The organism is Rhodococcus sp. 2G (assembly GCF_001886355.1).
Lineage (GTDB): Bacteria > Actinomycetota > Actinomycetes > Mycobacteriales > Mycobacteriaceae > Rhodococcus > Rhodococcus pyridinivorans.
This window is the reverse complement of sequence record NZ_CP018063.1, coordinates 4290993-4306088: the sequence shown is the minus strand read 5'-3', so window position 1 is coordinate 4306088 and position 15096 is coordinate 4290993. Positions and strand designations below refer to the sequence as shown.

Annotated in this window: 16 protein-coding genes; 10 read left to right on the top strand and 6 right to left on the bottom strand. The window is 66.7% G+C overall.

Translation table 11 applies throughout. From position 1 onward, the window contains the following. Positions 1 to 52: 52 nt before the first annotated feature. Positions 53 to 1978, bottom strand: a complete 1926-nt coding sequence (gene dnaA, locus BO226_RS20475; protein ID WP_071935974.1) for a chromosomal replication initiator protein DnaA — start codon at positions 1976 to 1978, stop codon at positions 53 to 55. 587 nt (positions 1979 to 2565) lie between these two features. Between dnaA and rpmH the strand changes: the two genes are divergently transcribed. The 9 genes from rpmH to BO226_RS20430 all read left to right on the top strand — a co-directional run bounded on the left by rpmH (position 2566) and on the right by BO226_RS20430 (position 9507). Further along, complete coding sequence (rpmH, locus tag BO226_RS20470) at positions 2566 to 2709, top strand: 50S ribosomal protein L34 (protein ID WP_006550910.1); 144 nt, start codon at positions 2566 to 2568, stop codon at positions 2707 to 2709. Between the two features lie 20 nt (positions 2710 to 2729). Beyond that, positions 2730 to 3125, top strand: coding sequence for a ribonuclease P protein component (rnpA, locus tag BO226_RS20465; protein ID WP_024102541.1), 396 nt, complete (start codon positions 2730 to 2732; stop codon positions 3123 to 3125). Then, on the top strand, positions 3122 to 3412 hold the full coding sequence (gene yidD / locus BO226_RS20460; protein WP_006550908.1) for a membrane protein insertion efficiency factor YidD: 291 nt from the start codon (positions 3122 to 3124) through the stop codon (positions 3410 to 3412). The genes rnpA and yidD overlap by 4 nt, the downstream gene beginning before the upstream one ends. Positions 3413 to 3481: 69 nt before the next feature. Beyond that, positions 3482 to 4576, top strand: coding sequence for a membrane protein insertase YidC (gene yidC / locus BO226_RS20455; protein WP_006550907.1), 1095 nt, complete (start codon positions 3482 to 3484; stop codon positions 4574 to 4576). Positions 4577 to 4598: 22 nt separating this feature from the next. Continuing rightward, entirely contained in the window at positions 4599 to 5144 is a 546-nt protein-coding gene (locus BO226_RS20450; RefSeq protein WP_006550906.1) for a Jag family protein, read from the top strand. Between the two features lie 110 nt (positions 5145 to 5254). After that, the gene (gene rsmG / locus BO226_RS20445; RefSeq protein ID WP_064256045.1) at positions 5255 to 5935 is read left to right on the top strand and encodes a 16S rRNA (guanine(527)-N(7))-methyltransferase RsmG; all 681 of its coding nucleotides are present in this window, start codon (positions 5255 to 5257) and stop codon (positions 5933 to 5935) included. A 623-nt stretch (positions 5936 to 6558) separates the two neighbouring features. Then, on the top strand, positions 6559 to 7530 hold the full coding sequence (locus tag BO226_RS20440) for a ParA family protein (RefSeq protein WP_064256046.1): 972 nt from the start codon (positions 6559 to 6561) through the stop codon (positions 7528 to 7530). Next, positions 7527 to 8759 (top strand): ParB/RepB/Spo0J family partition protein, encoded by a 1233-nt coding sequence (locus BO226_RS20435; RefSeq protein WP_071935973.1) that lies wholly within the window; start codon positions 7527 to 7529, stop codon positions 8757 to 8759. The genes BO226_RS20440 and BO226_RS20435 overlap by 4 nt, the downstream gene beginning before the upstream one ends. 58 nt (positions 8760 to 8817) lie before the next feature. Next, positions 8818 to 9507: a hypothetical protein gene (locus BO226_RS20430; RefSeq protein ID WP_064256100.1), complete on the top strand. Its 690-nt coding sequence runs from the start codon at positions 8818 to 8820 to the stop codon at positions 9505 to 9507. Between the two features lie 75 nt (positions 9508 to 9582). On the opposite strand, the gene BO226_RS20425 is transcribed toward BO226_RS20430, so the two are convergent. The 4 genes from BO226_RS20425 to BO226_RS20410 form a co-directional block, all read right to left on the bottom strand. Continuing rightward, positions 9583 to 10761, bottom strand: a complete 1179-nt coding sequence (locus BO226_RS20425) for an N-acetylmuramoyl-L-alanine amidase (RefSeq protein WP_024102537.1) — start codon at positions 10759 to 10761, stop codon at positions 9583 to 9585. A 135-nt stretch (positions 10762 to 10896) separates the two neighbouring features. Then, on the bottom strand, positions 10897 to 11226 hold the full coding sequence (gene trxA / locus BO226_RS20420) for a thioredoxin (RefSeq protein WP_006550900.1): 330 nt from the start codon (positions 11224 to 11226) through the stop codon (positions 10897 to 10899). Between the two features lie 46 nt (positions 11227 to 11272). After that, positions 11273 to 12238, bottom strand: coding sequence for a thioredoxin-disulfide reductase (trxB, locus tag BO226_RS20415; protein WP_006550899.1), 966 nt, complete (start codon positions 12236 to 12238; stop codon positions 11273 to 11275). Between the two features lie 200 nt (positions 12239 to 12438). Continuing rightward, positions 12439 to 13638: an NADH:flavin oxidoreductase gene (locus tag BO226_RS20410; protein WP_006550898.1), complete on the bottom strand. Its 1200-nt coding sequence runs from the start codon at positions 13636 to 13638 to the stop codon at positions 12439 to 12441. Between the two features lie 105 nt (positions 13639 to 13743). On the opposite strand from BO226_RS20410, the gene BO226_RS20405 reads away from it, so the two are divergent. Continuing rightward, positions 13744 to 14295, top strand: coding sequence for a TetR family transcriptional regulator (locus BO226_RS20405; RefSeq protein WP_064256047.1), 552 nt, complete (start codon positions 13744 to 13746; stop codon positions 14293 to 14295). Between the two features lie 36 nt (positions 14296 to 14331). On the opposite strand, the gene BO226_RS20400 is transcribed toward BO226_RS20405, so the two are convergent. After that, a complete protein-coding gene (locus BO226_RS20400; protein ID WP_064256101.1) occupies positions 14332 to 15054 on the bottom strand; it encodes a hypothetical protein in 723 nt (240 codons plus the stop codon). Positions 15055 to 15096: the final 42 nt, after the last annotated feature.

Genomic DNA, 15096 nt, shown 5'->3' with positions numbered 1-15096 from the left:
AGGGAGCGCCCTGTGGACGCTCCCTGTGGATGGAAACTCGAGGCTCGAGGAATCAGCGCTTGGACCGCTGCTTGATACGCGCGGTGAGCTCCTGCACCTGGTCGTAGACCTTGCGACGCTCGGTCATCTCCTTGCGAATCTTCTTGTCCGCGTACATGACTGTGGTGTGGTCGCGACCGAAGGTCTGCCCGATCTTCGGCAGCGACAGGTCGGTGAGCTCGCGGCACAGATACATCGCGATCTGGCGGGCCTGCGCCAGCGGCCGTGCCTTTCCGGGGCCGCACAGGTCGTCTATCGACGTCCCGAAGTACTCCGCGGTCACAGCCATGATCGTGGCGGCATTGATCTCGAGAGCCGAGGAATCCGGCATCAGATCACGCAGCACGACCTCGGCGAGGGTGAGATCGAGCGGCTGCCTGTTGAGCGACGCGAAGGCCGTCACACGGATCAGGGCACCCTCGAGTTCGCGGATATTGCGTTCGATCCGGCTCGCGATCAGCTCGAGCACGTCGTGCGGCACGTTCAGACCGTCCATGCGCGCCTTCTTCGACAGGATCGCGATGCGCGTCTCGAGTTCCGGCGGCTGGACGTCGGTGATCAGGCCCCACTCGAACCGGGTCCGCAGTCGTTCCTCGAGCGTCGCGAGCTGCTTGGGCGGCCGGTCGGACGAGACGACGATCTGCTTGTTGGCGTTGTGGAGGGTGTTGAAAGTGTGGAAGAACTCCTCCTGGATGCCTTCCTTGCCCTCGATGAACTGGATGTCGTCGACGAGGAGGATGTCGGTCTCGCGGTAGCGCCGCTTGAACGCGACCTTGCGGTCGTCGCGGAGGCTGTTGATGAAGTCGTTCGTGAACTCCTCGGTGGAGACGTACTTCACCCGCATGCCCGGGAAGAGGCGCTGTGCATAGTGGCCGGCGGCGTGCAGCAGATGGGTCTTCCCCAGGCCCGAGGCGCCCCAGATGAACAGGGGGTTGTAGGCGCGCGCCGGTGCCTCGGCGATGGCCACCGCCGCGGCGTGCGCGAACCGGTTCGACGCACCGATCACGAAGGTGTCGAAGGTGTACTTCGCGTTGAGGCTGCTGCTGCCGATGGGCGGCGTCTCGGGCGGCGGGGGCTGGGTGAAATAGGACGGCCACGACTCGCGGACGGCGGTCATCGCCTCCCGGTCGTCGTCGACCTCCTCGAGTTCGCCGTGGTCGGCCTCGAGCATGTCGTGCTCGCGCGAGGAGATCAGGCGTCGCCGATAGGCCGCACCCTCACCGGGAAGCATGCCGTCCCGGGTGAATCCCCCGTCCATCGGCCCGACGCCGTCCCTGGCCACAGCCCCGTCCCGCGCGCCGGCGACATCCCGGGGCATCGGAGGGTCACGACGCAGATCACGGCTGCGGGGCTCTGCCGTGCGCGGGTCACGGCTGCGGGGCTCTGCCGTGCGCGGGTCACGGCTGCGGGGCTCTGCCGTGCGCGGGTCACGGCTGCGGGGCTCTGCCGTGCGCGGGTCACGGCTGCGGGGCTCTGCCGTGCGCGGGTCACGGCTGCGGGGCTCTGCCGTGCGCGGGTCACGGCTGCGGGGCTCTGCCGTGCGCGGGTCACGGCTGCGGGGCTCTGCCGTGCGCGGATTCACAGGCTGTGCATCTTCTGGCAGACCCTCGAGGGGCAGCGTGTCGCGGGGTTCGGCGTAGGGATCCTCGGCGGGGTCGTCCATGCGTTCCCGCGGTTCGACACGCACACCGAGACCCTCGACCCGGTGACCGAGGTGCCGGTTGAGGGTGCGGAGGATGGGTTCGCGCAGATCGCGTTCGATCGATTGCTGGGCGAGGGTGGACGGCACCGAGAGCAGCGCGAATCCCTGTGCGAGCGTGATCGGTTTTACCAGCGCGAGCCATGCCTTCTGGCTCTTCGTCAGCATTCCGTCGTCGATGGTCAGCTCGGATACGACGTCCGTCCACACATCGGCCAGCGCGTTCGGCTCGTCGCTCACGCAGCTTCCCTCCCTTTGGTCACCGGTTTTCCACACGATTATCCACAGGTGTGGACAACCGGGGGAATCACCCGGTGGATGTGTGGATGGGAGGTGTGTATTCGCTCGGCGGGGCTCGTGGGCCCGGGCGGTCTGCGGGGATCAGTGTGACACACGGTGCTACGCGGTCCGACTCCGTGTTCGGTGAACGCGCCCGGAGAAGCTGCGCGACGACGCCCGAAGAGGCGCGGGGCAGCAGGCCGTCACCGGCCGGCACATCGTCGTCGAACGGAGCGAGACGCGGGACTGCACAGGTAGTCGCGATGCGCCGTCGAAGACATGGCCCAAAGCGTACCCGAGCTGTGCTCCGGATCACATATCTTCTCGGCGAGTAGTTTTCGCCGAACAGGTCCGGCGTGTCGCGTTGATCGGCGCTGTTCGTCGCGGTTTGATTTCGCGCCCGCGTCCGAGTAGCCTCGAACAGTCACTCATACCGAGGTGACGGGTTCGTCCGGCTCGAGTCGAGCAATACGAATCCTGCGAATTCACGTACACGTTGGACGACGGTGCTTGCCGCGCCGTCGCAGAATTATCGAGGAGTGTCGACCGTGGCCAAGGGCAAGCGGACGTTCCAGCCGAACAACCGACGCCGCGCGCGCGTTCACGGCTTCCGTCTCCGGATGCGCACCCGTGCGGGTCGCGCGATCGTTTCGGCGCGTCGCCGTAAGGGCCGCGCTTCTCTCACCGCCTGATTCCCTAACGGGAGCTCGGGGTGCTACCTGAGCCGTATCGACTGCGGCGCCACTCGGATTTCTCGGATACCGTCCGCCGAGGGCGTCGTCAGGGGCGGCGGGATCTGGTCGTTCACGTTCTCGAACGCGATCGCACCGAGTCCTTGGTGAGTGTCGGCGGTCCGCGTTTCGGACTGGTCGTGAGCAAGGCTGTCGGGCCGGCGGTGATTCGACATCGAGTCGCACGCCGGCTTCGTCATATCTGTGCAGGTCTCGTCGAGGCTCTGCCCTCCGAGACCGACATCGTGCTGCGCGCACTACCCGGCGCTGCCATCGCGGATTCCCGTGAGCTCGACAAACAGGTGCGGTCGGGTCTCACCCGCCTCGGACTGCTCGACGCCGGTGCTTCCGCCTCGCATGGGAGTGCTCGCGCATGACCGAGCCCGAGCGGAGGTCGTGGTGGCGGTCCCTGCGGTCCGCCCCGGCCCGGGCATTGATCTTCTGTATCGAGCTCTATCGCACCTATGTGTCGCCCACACGGATGCCGACCTGTCGATTCACCCCGACTTGTAGCGAGTACGCCGTGGAGGCGCTGCGCACGCGGGGTGTCGTCGTCGGTGCGGTCCTGGCATCGGTGAGACTGCTCAAGTGTGGCCCCTGGCACCCTGGTGGGTGGGATCCGGTACCCGAACGGAAACATCGGTCGTCCCCAGTGGGTACCTGACCGGAGCCGAGACCCGAGACCGACGCCTCTTCGTGGCGATCATGGACGACCAGAGGAGTACATAGAGCCGTGCTCGACTTCATCTACTATCCCGTGTCCTGGATCCTCTGGGTCTGGCACAAAGTCTTCGCCGCGATCCCGTTCCTAGGACCGGACAGCGGTTGGACCTGGGCGCTGTCGGTGGTGTTCCTCGTGTTCACCCTGCGCGCGATTCTCTACAAGCCCTTCGTCAAGCAGGTTCGCACGACCCGCCAGATGCAGGAGCTGCAGCCGCAGATCAAGGCACTTCAGAAGAAGTACGCCAAGGACCGGCAGCGCCAGGCACTCGAGATGCAGAAGCTCCAGAAGGAGCACGGCTTCAATCCGTTGATGGGCTGTCTGCCCGTTCTGCTGCAGGTCCCGGTCTTCATCGGCTTGTTCCACGTGCTGCGTTCGTTCAACCGCACGGGTACCGGCTTCGGCCAGCTCGGGCTGACTCCGGAGGAGAACGCGCAGATCGGCAACTATGCGTTCAGCCCGGAGGACGTCCAGTCGTTCCTGAGCGCCCGCCTGTTCGGTGCTCCGATTTCGTCGTGGATCACGCAGCCGATGGCGTCGCTCGAGGCGTTCGAGCCTTTCGGCGGCATTCCGACGCGCTGGCAAATTGCCGCCGTCGCGGTGCCGCTCATGATCGTCGCCGGCGTCGCCACGCACTTCAACGCTCGTGCCTCGGTCTCCCGCCAGAGCGCGCAGGCCGCCGCGAACCCGCAGGCCGCGATCATGAACAAGCTGGCCCTGTACGTCTTCCCACTCGGTGTGCTCGTCGGTGGTCCGTTCCTGCCGATCGCCGTCATCATCTACTGGGTCAGCAACAACATCTGGACCTACGGACAGCAGCACCTCGTCTTCCGCCGTATCGACAAGGAGGAAGAGGAGAAGAAGGCTGCGGCTCTGGCCCGCCGGAACGAGAACGCACCGAAGCCGGGTGCTCGCCCCGACAAGTCCAAGAAGAAGGGCTCGGCCGCAGCGTCCGACGCCGTCGATGCCACGGTCGACGAGACCGGCGAGGTGTCGCTGCAGAAGGACGCCGCGGCCGGCGACGGCTCCCCTGCGGCTTCGAAGTCCGGTGCGTCCGCTCCCAAGCCGGGTAGCCGACCCAAGAACTCCAAGCGCAAGCGGCGCTGACCGAAGTAGAAGAGAGCTGAATATGGCCAGTGACCTGGACAAGGTGGAAGAGGACCTCGCGGTGGCACCCGAGGAGCGCGACACTGCGGCGGACGCCGATCTCGATGACGACTACCTCATCGAAGAAGGCGAGATCGCCGGCGACTACCTGGAGCAGTTGCTCGACGTTCTCGATTTCGACGGTGACATCGACCTCGACGTCGAGGGCGACCGCGCGGTCGTGAGCATCGACGGCGGTAAGGATCTGACCAAGCTGGTGGGTCGCAACGGTGAGGTTCTCGACGCTCTGCAGGAGCTCACCCGTCTCGCCGTGCAGCAGGCGACCGGCGAGCGCAGCAAGCTCATGCTCGACATCGCCGGGTGGCGTGCAGGCAAGCGTGCCGAGCTCTCCTCGCTCGGCGCGTCGGCCGCGAAGCGCGTGCTCGAGACCAGCAAGCGCGAAGAGCTCGAGCCGATGACGCCGTTCGAGCGCAAGATCGTGCACGACGCCGTCGCGAAGATCGACGGTGTGTCCAGCGAGAGCGAGGGTGCGGAACCGCACCGCCGTGTGGTGATCGTCAAGGATTGAGTCGGCCGTGCCGACCGAAGAGGGACTCTGCGTCGTCAGGGTCCCTCTTCGCCTTTTCGTAACTGATGCTGTGGGTCCCGATGTTGTTTCGGGTGAGCCGACAGGAAAGGATGTTTCACGTGGAACAGCACGAGGCGGAACTGTCGACGGTCGCGCAGCGGGTCTTCGGGGATCGGACCGAACTTGCCGAGCGGTACCACCATTCGTTGTCGACGGCAGGTGTCGAGCGGGGGCTCATCGGGCCGCGTGAGGTGCCGCGCCTGTGGGAACGACACATTCTCAACTGCGCCGTGGTGGGCGAACTCATCCAGGAGGGTGAGACAGTCGTCGACGTGGGCAGCGGTGCCGGTCTTCCGGGTATTCCTCTCGCACTTGCCCGTCCCGACCTCCAGGTCACGCTCGTCGAGCCGCTTCTGCGCCGCACCGTCTATCTGGCGGAGTTCGTCGAATCCCACGGGATCGAGAACATTCTCGTGGTCCGTGGCCGTGCTGAGCAGCCGAGCGTCCTCCAGGAGGTGGGCGGCGCAGACGTCGTGACTTCCCGTGCCGTCGCACCTCTCGCCAAGCTCGCCAAGTGGTCGCTCCCCCTCGTCCACGAGGGAGGCCGGATGCTGGCGTTGAAGGGTTCGTCCGCTCGAGAAGAGATCGACCGCGATCACGACGAACTCGCTCGCCTCGGTGCCGGCAATCTCGAGGTGCTCGAGTGCGGAGGCAATCTCCTTCCGACACCCACGATCGTCGTGAAGGCCGAGCGGATTCCGCGGCCGGCGCGGCGTCGCAAGAAGCGCTGAGCGAATCGCCTGGCACGACGATCGCCCCGACACCCTCCCCTCCCCTACCGGGTCGGGAGGGTGTTGCCGTTTCCGAGACATTCTTTCCGACTCGAGGAATCTACTCGAGTACATTACCGGTGCAAAACGGTTGTTTCGGACGTTGTCACACCAGACCCGATCACCCCATGACGTTTCGTCACTGTGATGTTTCAGATTCTCTGAAATGTATTTATCAAACGAATTATCTTCCTGTGCACTACGATTGAAACTCACTAATGTGAATAGCATTGCGGACCAGAGCATTTCAGTCTGGGTGTTCGCGGTTCTCGAGCCCACTCGTATGGGTCGGGATTGTTTCACGTGAAACCACCGAGCCGCTCCTCCGCGTGTTTCACGTGAAACAACTCCGCTCCCCGTTTCACGTGAAACGTCACCCGGCCATGTCGCCGACGGAACCTAGAATGCGGATGGGATACTGACCAACTGAGAATGCGTGCGCGTGGTCGGAAGGCCGGGGACAGCTCCGGGCCCGGGACTCGCATTCTCCCTTCGGCGCCTCGACCCGGTCTTCGAAGTCGCGACCGGGAAGCGACGAGGATGTAGCGTGCGAACCGAGCGGATCTACGTGTAAGGAGTGTTCTATGACGGGTGGATCTGAATCCGCTGTTTCACGTGAAACCGGAGGCGCCGAGGACGACTTCTCCCCCGTACCCTTCGACGGTTTCTCCACCGTCGACACCCCGATCGGCGCGGCTGCTCATCGCGCCACCCAGGTCCTGCATCCGAGCGACGCCAACGCACTGCCCAAGCCGCGCGAGCGTCGCGTCTTCACGATCGCCAATCAGAAGGGCGGGGTCGGTAAGACCACCACGGCGGTGAACATCGCCTCCGCGCTCGCCGTGCAAGGATTGTCGGTCCTCGTGGTCGACCTCGATCCGCAGGGCAACGCGAGCACCGCCCTGGGCGTGCCGCACTATTCCGGTGTGCCCTCGAGCTACGAGATCCTCCTCGGCGAGATCAATGCCGCCGAGGCCGTGCAGCAGAGCCCGCACAACGAACGCCTCTTCTGTATCCCCGCCACGATCGATCTCGCCGGTGCCGAGATCGAACTCGTCTCGATGGTCGCGCGCGAGAACCGCCTCCGGAACGCCCTCACCAAGGAGGCGCTAGGCGACCGCGAGTTCGACTACGTGATCATCGACTGCCCGCCGTCGCTCGGTCTGCTCACGGTCAACGCGCTCGTCGCGGCGAAGGAAGTTCTCATACCCATCCAATGCGAGTACTACGCACTCGAAGGTGTCGGGCAGCTCCTGCGCAACATCGAGCTCGTCCAGTCGCACCTCAACCCCGAACTGCACGTCTCCACCGTCCTCCTGACGATGTACGACGGTCGCACCAAGCTGGCCGATCAGGTCGCCGCAGAGGTGCGTGCGCACTTCGGCAGCGCGGTGCTGCGTTCGGTCATTCCCCGCAGCGTGAAGGTTTCCGAAGCTCCCGGTTACGGGATGACCGTTCTCGACTACGATCCTGGATCGCGCGGCGCGATGAGCTACCTCGACGCCGGGCGCGAGTTGGCGGCACGCGGGGTACACGAGAATCAGGGGAACAGATGAGCGCGACACGTAAAGGCGGGCTCGGTCGAGGTCTGGCAGCGCTCATCCCCACCGGTCCCCCGGTGGATGCAGAGCAGAAGCCCACGGCCGCCCCGAGTTCCACTGCCACCGCTCCCACGGCCACCGCTCCCACCAATACCGCGGCTCCGGCCGTTCCTGCGCCGGCCAAGTCCGCACCGGCCGCGGGTGAACCGTCGAAGCCTGCTTCGGGCGGACAGTCCAAGTCGGCTGCGTCGCGTCGCCCCGGCTCGTCGGTCCTGAACCTCCCGTCCTCGGGTCTGGGCATGGCAGCCGCCGATCTCATCATCGGCGACGGCAGAACGCCGGCGCCCGCGTCCCCGGCGGAGCCCGTCGAGGACGACGCGGCACGGGCGTCCGGAGCGGCATCCGAAAGCGAACCCCTCCCCTCCCCCACCGGAGCGGTGTACCTCGAGATCCCGATCGACCGGATCGAGCCCAACCCGAAGCAGCCGCGGCAGGTCTTCGACGAGGAAGCGCTCGCCGAGCTCGTCCACTCCGTCCGCGAGTTCGGGCTCATGCAGCCGGTCGTGGTCCGCCGTCTCGAAGGCGACCGATTCCAGCTCGTGATGGGTGAGCGTCGCTGGCGTGCCGTCCAGGAGGCAGGCCTCGGCACGATCCCCGCGATCGTCCGCGACACCGAGGACGAATCGCTGTTGCGCGACGCGCTGCTCGAGAACATCCACCGGGTGCAGCTCAACCCCCTCGAAGAGGCCGCGGCCTATCAGCAGTTGCTCGAGGAGTTCGAGGTCACCCACGAGGAACTCGCGAGTCGGCTCGGACGGTCGCGGCCGGTCATCACGAACATGATCCGGCTGCTCAAATTGCCGGTCGCGGTGCAACGACGCGTGGCGGCCGGAGTGCTGTCGGCCGGGCACGCGCGTGCCTTGTTGGCGCTCGAGGCCGGTGCCGACGCTCAGGAGGCACTCGCCGCACGCATCGTCGCCGAGGGCCTGTCCGTGCGGGCGACGGAAGAAGCCGTCGTGCTCGCCAACCGCAACGACACCCCCGACGCTCCGCAGCAGAAGCGTCGGAAGCCCATCCAGATGCCGGGGCTGCAGGACGTCGCGGAGCGCCTGTCGAACTCCTTCGACACGCGCGTGACCGTGAGCCTCGGCAAGCGCAAGGGCAAGATCGTGGTGGAGTTCGGTTCGGTCGACGACCTCGAACGCATCGTGAAGATGATGGAGTCTCAGACCGACCTTTCTTGACTCCTCGTCGGAGCAAGACAACAGTCTGTAGACGAAAGACGTGGAGGCGAGCTATCCCGTGTCGACCCGAGTATCACCGCTCACGTTGAGTGGGATCGAGCAGTTGCCTGCTCATGCGCGACGGTGCGTTTTCTGGGAGCTGGATCCCACCTCATCGTCCGACGTTCAGCAATTCGCCGACCCCGAATTCGAGAAGGAAGCATGGCTGTCCATGGTCCTTCTCGAATGGGGGTCGTGCGGCCAGATCGCGACGATCGGCGACAAGGCCGCCGGGTGCGCGCTCTACGCTCCGCCGGGCATGGTTCCCCGCGCGCAGGCCTTCCCTACCGCGCCCGTCAGCGCCGACGCGATCCTGCTGACATCCATGCGGACCGAACCGCACGCGGACGAGCCGGATGTCGGAGCCGACCTCATCCGCGGTGTCGTCTCCGATCTCGTCCGTCGTAACGTCCGTGCCATCGAGGCCTTCGGGATCCGACGTACCGCCGACCTAGAAGCGAGCGATGTGCCGCACGCGACGGCCGCACTCGGGTGCTCCGACACGGAGTGCATGATCGACGGAGACTTCCTCGAGGACATGGGCTTCGAGGTCGTCGCCCCGCACTACCGCTACCCGCGGCTGCGTCTCGAGCTCGACCGCGACCACGAGTGGAAGTTCGCCGTGGAGGCCGCCCTCGATCGGCTCCTCGAGGAGTCCTCTCTCACCGTCGCGGATCTGACCGCAGGTTCGGCCGTCGGCGCCCACTGACGTACACCGGACACCGACGAAGAAGGACCGCCCCGCAGACTCTGCGGGGCGGTCCTTTTCTCGTCTACGGGCCTGCTAGCGACTGTCGGAGATGGACAACTCTTCGGCAAGCAACTCGGCGAAGGTGTACGTGCCGGTCGGCTGGTCGTCCTGGCCGAGCAGGTACAGCCGCTTCACCGCGATGAGGATCGCCTCGGCGATGATGTCGCGGCTGCGCGGATCGGCGAGCAGCGCGGCGTCCTGCTCGTTGGTGAGGTAACCGAGATCGATCTGCACCGTCGGCATGTTCGTCAGGCGCAGCAGATCCCAGGTGCGGCCGTGGCTGCGGCAGTCCTGCAGGCTCGTGCGGGCGACGATCTCGCGCTGGATGTAACCGGAGAGCACCTGTCCGATCATCGACTCGGACCCGTGCGAGTTGCCGTAGTGGAAGCTCGCGATGCCGTTCGCGGCGGGGCTGTGGCTCGCGTCGCACCGCAGCGAGATCATGAGGTCGGCACCGAACGCGTTGGACGTGCCCGCGCGTTCGACGTCGGTCGGATTCACGTGGTACGGCCGCGACAGGAAGGTCTCCATGCCCGTCGCCGCCATCCGGCCCTCGAGCCGACGCGCGAGATCCCACAGGATGTCGGCCTCGGAGATCGGGCCGTGGGGGCTCGGCACGATGATGCCGTGGGTGTTGCCGCCGAGACCCGGGTCGATGACGATGCGCTTGCCGCTGAGCTGCGGACCGGAGCGGCGCACGATCTCCTCCTCGGAGATCGCGTGGGGCGACCCGCCCGACACGCGCGTGCCGAGCAGTTCGAGCGAGCGCAGTGTCTCGGCACCGCAGATGCCGTCGGAGGCGAGTCCGATCTCGCGCTGGAAGGAGCACAGACCCTCGTGGGTCTTCGGACCGAAGTAGCCGTCCACGCGGTCGACGTAGAAGCCGAGATCCTGCAGACGGGTCTGCAGGGCCGCGACGTCGTCGCCGTAGAGCGGAGCGGAGAGCTGATACATCAGGGTGCGCGCACCGAGCTTGTACGACGCTTCCTTCAAGGAACGGTAGGTCGCGGGGCCTACGGTCCCGTCGACGAGCAGACCGCGCTGCTGCTGGAACGCGCGCACGGCTCCGTCGAGTTCACGATCGAAGGGGACGTCCGATCCCATCCAGTCGCCCGACTCCTCGGGCTCGTTGTGCAGGAAGCCCAGGCCGGCCAAGGTGCTCCGGATCTCGGCGACCGCCGGACCGTGGTCGCCGTGACGAAGAGGGCGCATGTATCGGGCCTTTCCGTGCTGACAGGATCGGTGCCCGGCGTGAGGGCTGGGCAGCATCGAACGGGGGTTGGATGAAGGATGTGCCCGTGAAGACGGGCTCACGGGCACATCCGAGAGGTTGATCCTGGGACGGTACTACAGGACGTCCGCGAGATCCCGAAGCAACGCCGCCTTGCCCTTGGCCCCCACGATCGTCTTCGTCGGCTTGCCACCGGAGAAGAGGATCATCGTGGGAATCGACATGACCTGGTAGTCGCGTGCGGCCGACGGATTGGCGTCGATGTCGAGCTTGGCGACGGTCAGCTTGTCGCCGTGTTCGGCCGCGATCTCCTCGAGAACCGGAGCGACCATCTTGCACGGACCGCACCAGGTGGCCCAGAAGTCGACGAGGACGGGCTTCTCGGACTGCAGTACGTCCTCGACGAACGACGAGTCGGTGATGGTGACGGTGTTCTTGTCGGCCACGGATGTCTCCTGAATCTCGGGGTGGAATGTGGAACGGGGTGGTGGATCAGGCCTCGGCGAGCGTCGGCGCCTCGACCTCGCGGTTCGCGACGAGCCACCGCTCCGCGTCGATGGACGCCGAGCATCCGGTGCCGGCGGCGGTGATCGCCTGGCGGTAGGTGTGGTCGACGAGGTCGCCCGCGGCGAAGACACCCGGCACGGAGGTCGCGGTGGACGGCGCCGAGACCTTCACGTAGCCCTCGTCGTCGAGGTCGACCTGACCCTTGACGAGCGAGCTGCGCGGGTCGTGGCCGACGGCGACGAACAAGCCGGTGACCGGCAGGTCGCTGCGCTCGCCGGTGACGGTGTCCTCGAGGACGAGGTTGGTGACGCTGTTCTCGCCCTGCACCTCGGCGACCTTCGCGTTGGTGACGAAGCGGATCTTCTCGTTGGCGCGGGCGCGCTCGAGCATGATCTTCGAGGCGCGGAACTCCTCGCGGCGGTGGATGAGGGTGACGCTGCGCGCGAAGCGCGTCAGGAAGGTCGCCTCCTCCATCGCGGAGTCGCCACCGCCGACGACGGCGATGTCCTGGTCGCGGAAGAAGAAGCCGTCGCAGGTCGCGCAGGCGGAAACGCCGCGGCCGAGCAGCTGCGACTCCCCGGGCACACCGAGGTAACGCGGCTCGGCGCCCATCGCGAGGATGACGGCGTGGCTGCGGTAGGTCTCGCCATTGGCGACGACCGTCTTGACCGGGCCCGTGAGGTCCATCTCGTCGACGTCCTCGGTGCGCAGATCGGCGCCGAAACGCAGTGCCTGCTCGCGCATCTGGTCCATGAGCTCCGGGCCCATGATCCCGTCCTTGAAGCCCGGGAAGTTCTCGACCTCGGTGGTGGTCATGAGCTCGCCACCGAACTGCGTTCCCTCGAAGACGAGCGGGGTGAGTTCGGCGCGGGCCGCGTAGATGGCGGCGGTGTATCCGGCCGGTCCCGAACCGACGATGATGAGGTCGTGAATCGTGGGCGAGGTCGTCATGCGGCGGAGCCTTCCGGTTGGGTGAACGGGGGCGCGAGGACTGCGGGCGATCCGGTCGGAACCGGACGGCAGCCTACAGATACTGTCAACACCAGGGTAAACGGTGTTGTTCCCCTTCCGCCGTGCGTCCCGCCACAGACGCCCCGTACGGACCGGCCGGTGGCCCGACCGGCCCGCCCTCGATGCGAACCGGTACGGTCTCAGGCCGCGCCGGGCACGTCCCGCAGCGTCTCGCGGATCACGCAACGCGTGCCCGTATAGATGGTCGGCATGCACTTGTTGCAGTGGATGCACAGACCTTCGTGTGCCGTCTTCTCCTCGAACTTGCGGACGAGATACGGATCACGCAGCAGCGCGCGGCCCATGGCGACGAACTCGAAGCCTTCGTCGAGCGCCGTCTCGATAGTGTCGAGCCGGTTGATGCCGCCGAGCAGGATCAGCGGGATCTTCAGTTCCTCCCGGAACTGCCGGGCCATGGGCAGGAAGAATGCCTCCTCGAACGGGAGCTTCGGGAAGATCTTCGGCCCGTAGACCTTCAGTCCCCAGCCGACGACCTTCGGCTGCGACGCCTGGAACTCCTTCATGGGGACGTCGCCGCGGAAGAAGTACATCCCGTTCAACAGCGAGCTCCCGCCGGTGAGCTGCATGGCATGGATGGTGCCGTCGGACTCGATGAGCTTGGCCATGGGCAGGGACTCGTCGAGCCACAGACCCTGGGGCACGCCGTCGGTCATGTTGAACTTCGCGATGACGGCCACCCCCTCCCCCACTGCCGTGCGGACGGCCTCGAGCACGCGACGCGGGAAGGCGGTACGGCCCTCGATACTGCCGCCGTACTTGTCGGAGCGCTTGTTGAGATTCGGGCTCATGAAGGAGCTGAGCAGGTAGTTGTGCCCGAGGTGGACCTCGACGGCGTCGAATCCGGCCTCGACGGCGAAGCGCGCGGCGCGTGCGTAGTCCTCGACCACCCGATCGAGCTGCTCGAGTGTCGCGCCGCGGACGAGCCCCATGGCGGGGGCGCTGATGCGCGTGGACGGCGCGAGCGTCTTCATCTTGTTGGAGATCTGGTTGGCGACGAGTCCGGCGTGGCCGATCTGCGCGGAGGCCAGACCCCCGGCGGCGTGCACGGCGTCGGTGAGCCGGGTCAGGCCGGGGACGGAGTCGGCGTCGAGCACGAGGGTGTCGCGGTGGACGCGGCCGTCGTGGGAGACCGAGCAGTAGGCGACGGTCGTGAGGGCGGTGCCGCCGCGGGCGACCTCGGCGTGGAATTCGACGAGTTCGTCGCTGACGGCTCCTCGAGGCATGACCCCTTCGAAGGTTGCCGCCTTGACGATGCGGTTGCGGAGGGTGAGCGGCCCGAGTCGGGCCGGTTCGAACACGGTGGGTCGCGGCGAAGACATGCCCCTACTTTCGATGCCAGTGGTATCGTAATTGCGCTTCGACTATAACGCTCGTCACACTCCGCGCCAGATCGATTCCCACTCGGTCCCGACATCACGGATCCCATGCCCAGCACCGCTCCGGGGCGCCCCCGCGACCCCCGAATAGACAACTACGTCCTCACCGCCACCCGCGAGATGCTCCGCTCCCACGGCTGGGACGGGCTGAGCCTGCGGGCGGTCGCCGCCCGCGCCGGCGTCGGCCGCGCCGCACTCACGCGTCGGTGGCCGACGAAGGCCCACCTGGTGCTCGACGCACTGCTCGGTTCCGCACCCGATCTGACGCCCTACGACGGCATCGATCGCAAGGGCTGGATCGAATGGGTGGTCACCGGGAGCATCGAATTGTTCTCCCGGCCGGAGGTCCGCGCTGCGCTCCCGGGGCTTCTCGCGGCACTGCGGGACCACGACGACCTCCGCAACACGCTCTGGCGCACGTTCAGCGGCCCCAGCACCGCCCTGTTCGCCGACGGCGACGGCTCGGACGTCGAGATCGACGCCAAGGCCGTGCTCGTGATGGCAGCGGGGGCGGCGTTGTTCGCCGGCCTCATCGCCGCGGAGGACGACACACCCGCGCTGCGCGCGCGGATCCTGGAACTGTTGTCGACCGTGGCGTAGCGCCGGACCCGAGCGCCGGACCCGAGCGCCGAAAGGTCAGCCGATCGTCTTGCGGACCAATATCGCGGGATCATCTGCGTCGCAGTCGGTTCCGACCACCAGAGCGGTGAGCGCCGGTGCGTCCGGTCCGCTCAACAGGACGAGGACGGCATCGTCGCCGGCGTACCGCACCGCGCGTGAACCGATCGGGGACCGGCCTTCGAAACCGTTCGCGTCCAAGCATTCTCGGAGACGATCGGCTCCACCGAAGAGATCGGGATCGGTGTCGCCGATCATCGCCCGCAAGGTGGAGGGTTCGAACAGGGCCTCGTCCTCCGCTGCCGCGACGGGAACACCGGTCGGGTCGTCGCTACCGAAAGCCGTTCCGCGCACGACCACCACGAGCATCACCGCCACTGCGGCCGCGACCGCGGCACCGGCCACCGCCCACCGGCGACGCCGTGCGATGCGGGACGGTGTGGACCGGACATCGGACCGGTCGTCGGATCGATCCTCCGCGAGAGCGGCACCGATACGCGCGGCGATCTCGGGCGGAATCGATTCCTTCGGTGGAGCGCCGCGCAGGGCCGACAACCGCGCCTGCGTCGCGTCGAGCCGCGCCAGATACGCGACGGCCCCGGGATCGCGGCGCACGCGCGGCCACAACCGGGCGGCGAGCTCCTCGTCGAGCACCCCGGCATGCAGATCGGCGAGCAACTCCGCGGAGTACGGCGGACGCATCTCGGCGGAGTTCGACGGACGCATCTCGTCCTCGTTCATGCGCGACTCTCCTCCGCGGTTCGGCATCCCTCACCAGAGTAA

Excerpts from the sequence above, each read along its gene's own strand:
- yidD (WP_006550908.1), top strand. The coding sequence starts at position 3,122 with ATGACCGAGCCCGAGCGGAGGTCGTGGTGGCGGTCCCTGCGGTCCGCC.
- BO226_RS20450 (WP_006550906.1), top strand. The coding sequence starts at position 4,599 with ATGGCCAGTGACCTGGACAAGGTGGAAGAGGACCTCGCGGTGGCACCC.
- rsmG (WP_064256045.1), top strand. The coding sequence starts at position 5,255 with ATGTTTCACGTGGAACAGCACGAGGCGGAACTGTCGACGGTCGCGCAG.
- BO226_RS20440 (WP_064256046.1), top strand. The coding sequence starts at position 6,559 with ATGACGGGTGGATCTGAATCCGCTGTTTCACGTGAAACCGGAGGCGCC.
- BO226_RS20435 (WP_071935973.1), top strand. The coding sequence starts at position 7,527 with ATGAGCGCGACACGTAAAGGCGGGCTCGGTCGAGGTCTGGCAGCGCTC.
- BO226_RS20425 (WP_024102537.1), bottom strand. The coding sequence starts at position 10,761 with ATGCGCCCTCTTCGTCACGGCGACCACGGTCCGGCGGTCGCCGAGATC.
- trxB (WP_006550899.1), bottom strand. The coding sequence starts at position 12,238 with ATGACGACCTCGCCCACGATTCACGACCTCATCATCGTCGGTTCGGGA.
- BO226_RS20410 (WP_006550898.1), bottom strand. The coding sequence starts at position 13,638 with ATGTCTTCGCCGCGACCCACCGTGTTCGAACCGGCCCGACTCGGGCCG.
- BO226_RS20405 (WP_064256047.1), top strand. The coding sequence starts at position 13,744 with ATGCCCAGCACCGCTCCGGGGCGCCCCCGCGACCCCCGAATAGACAAC.
- BO226_RS20400 (WP_064256101.1), bottom strand. The coding sequence starts at position 15,054 with ATGAACGAGGACGAGATGCGTCCGTCGAACTCCGCCGAGATGCGTCCG.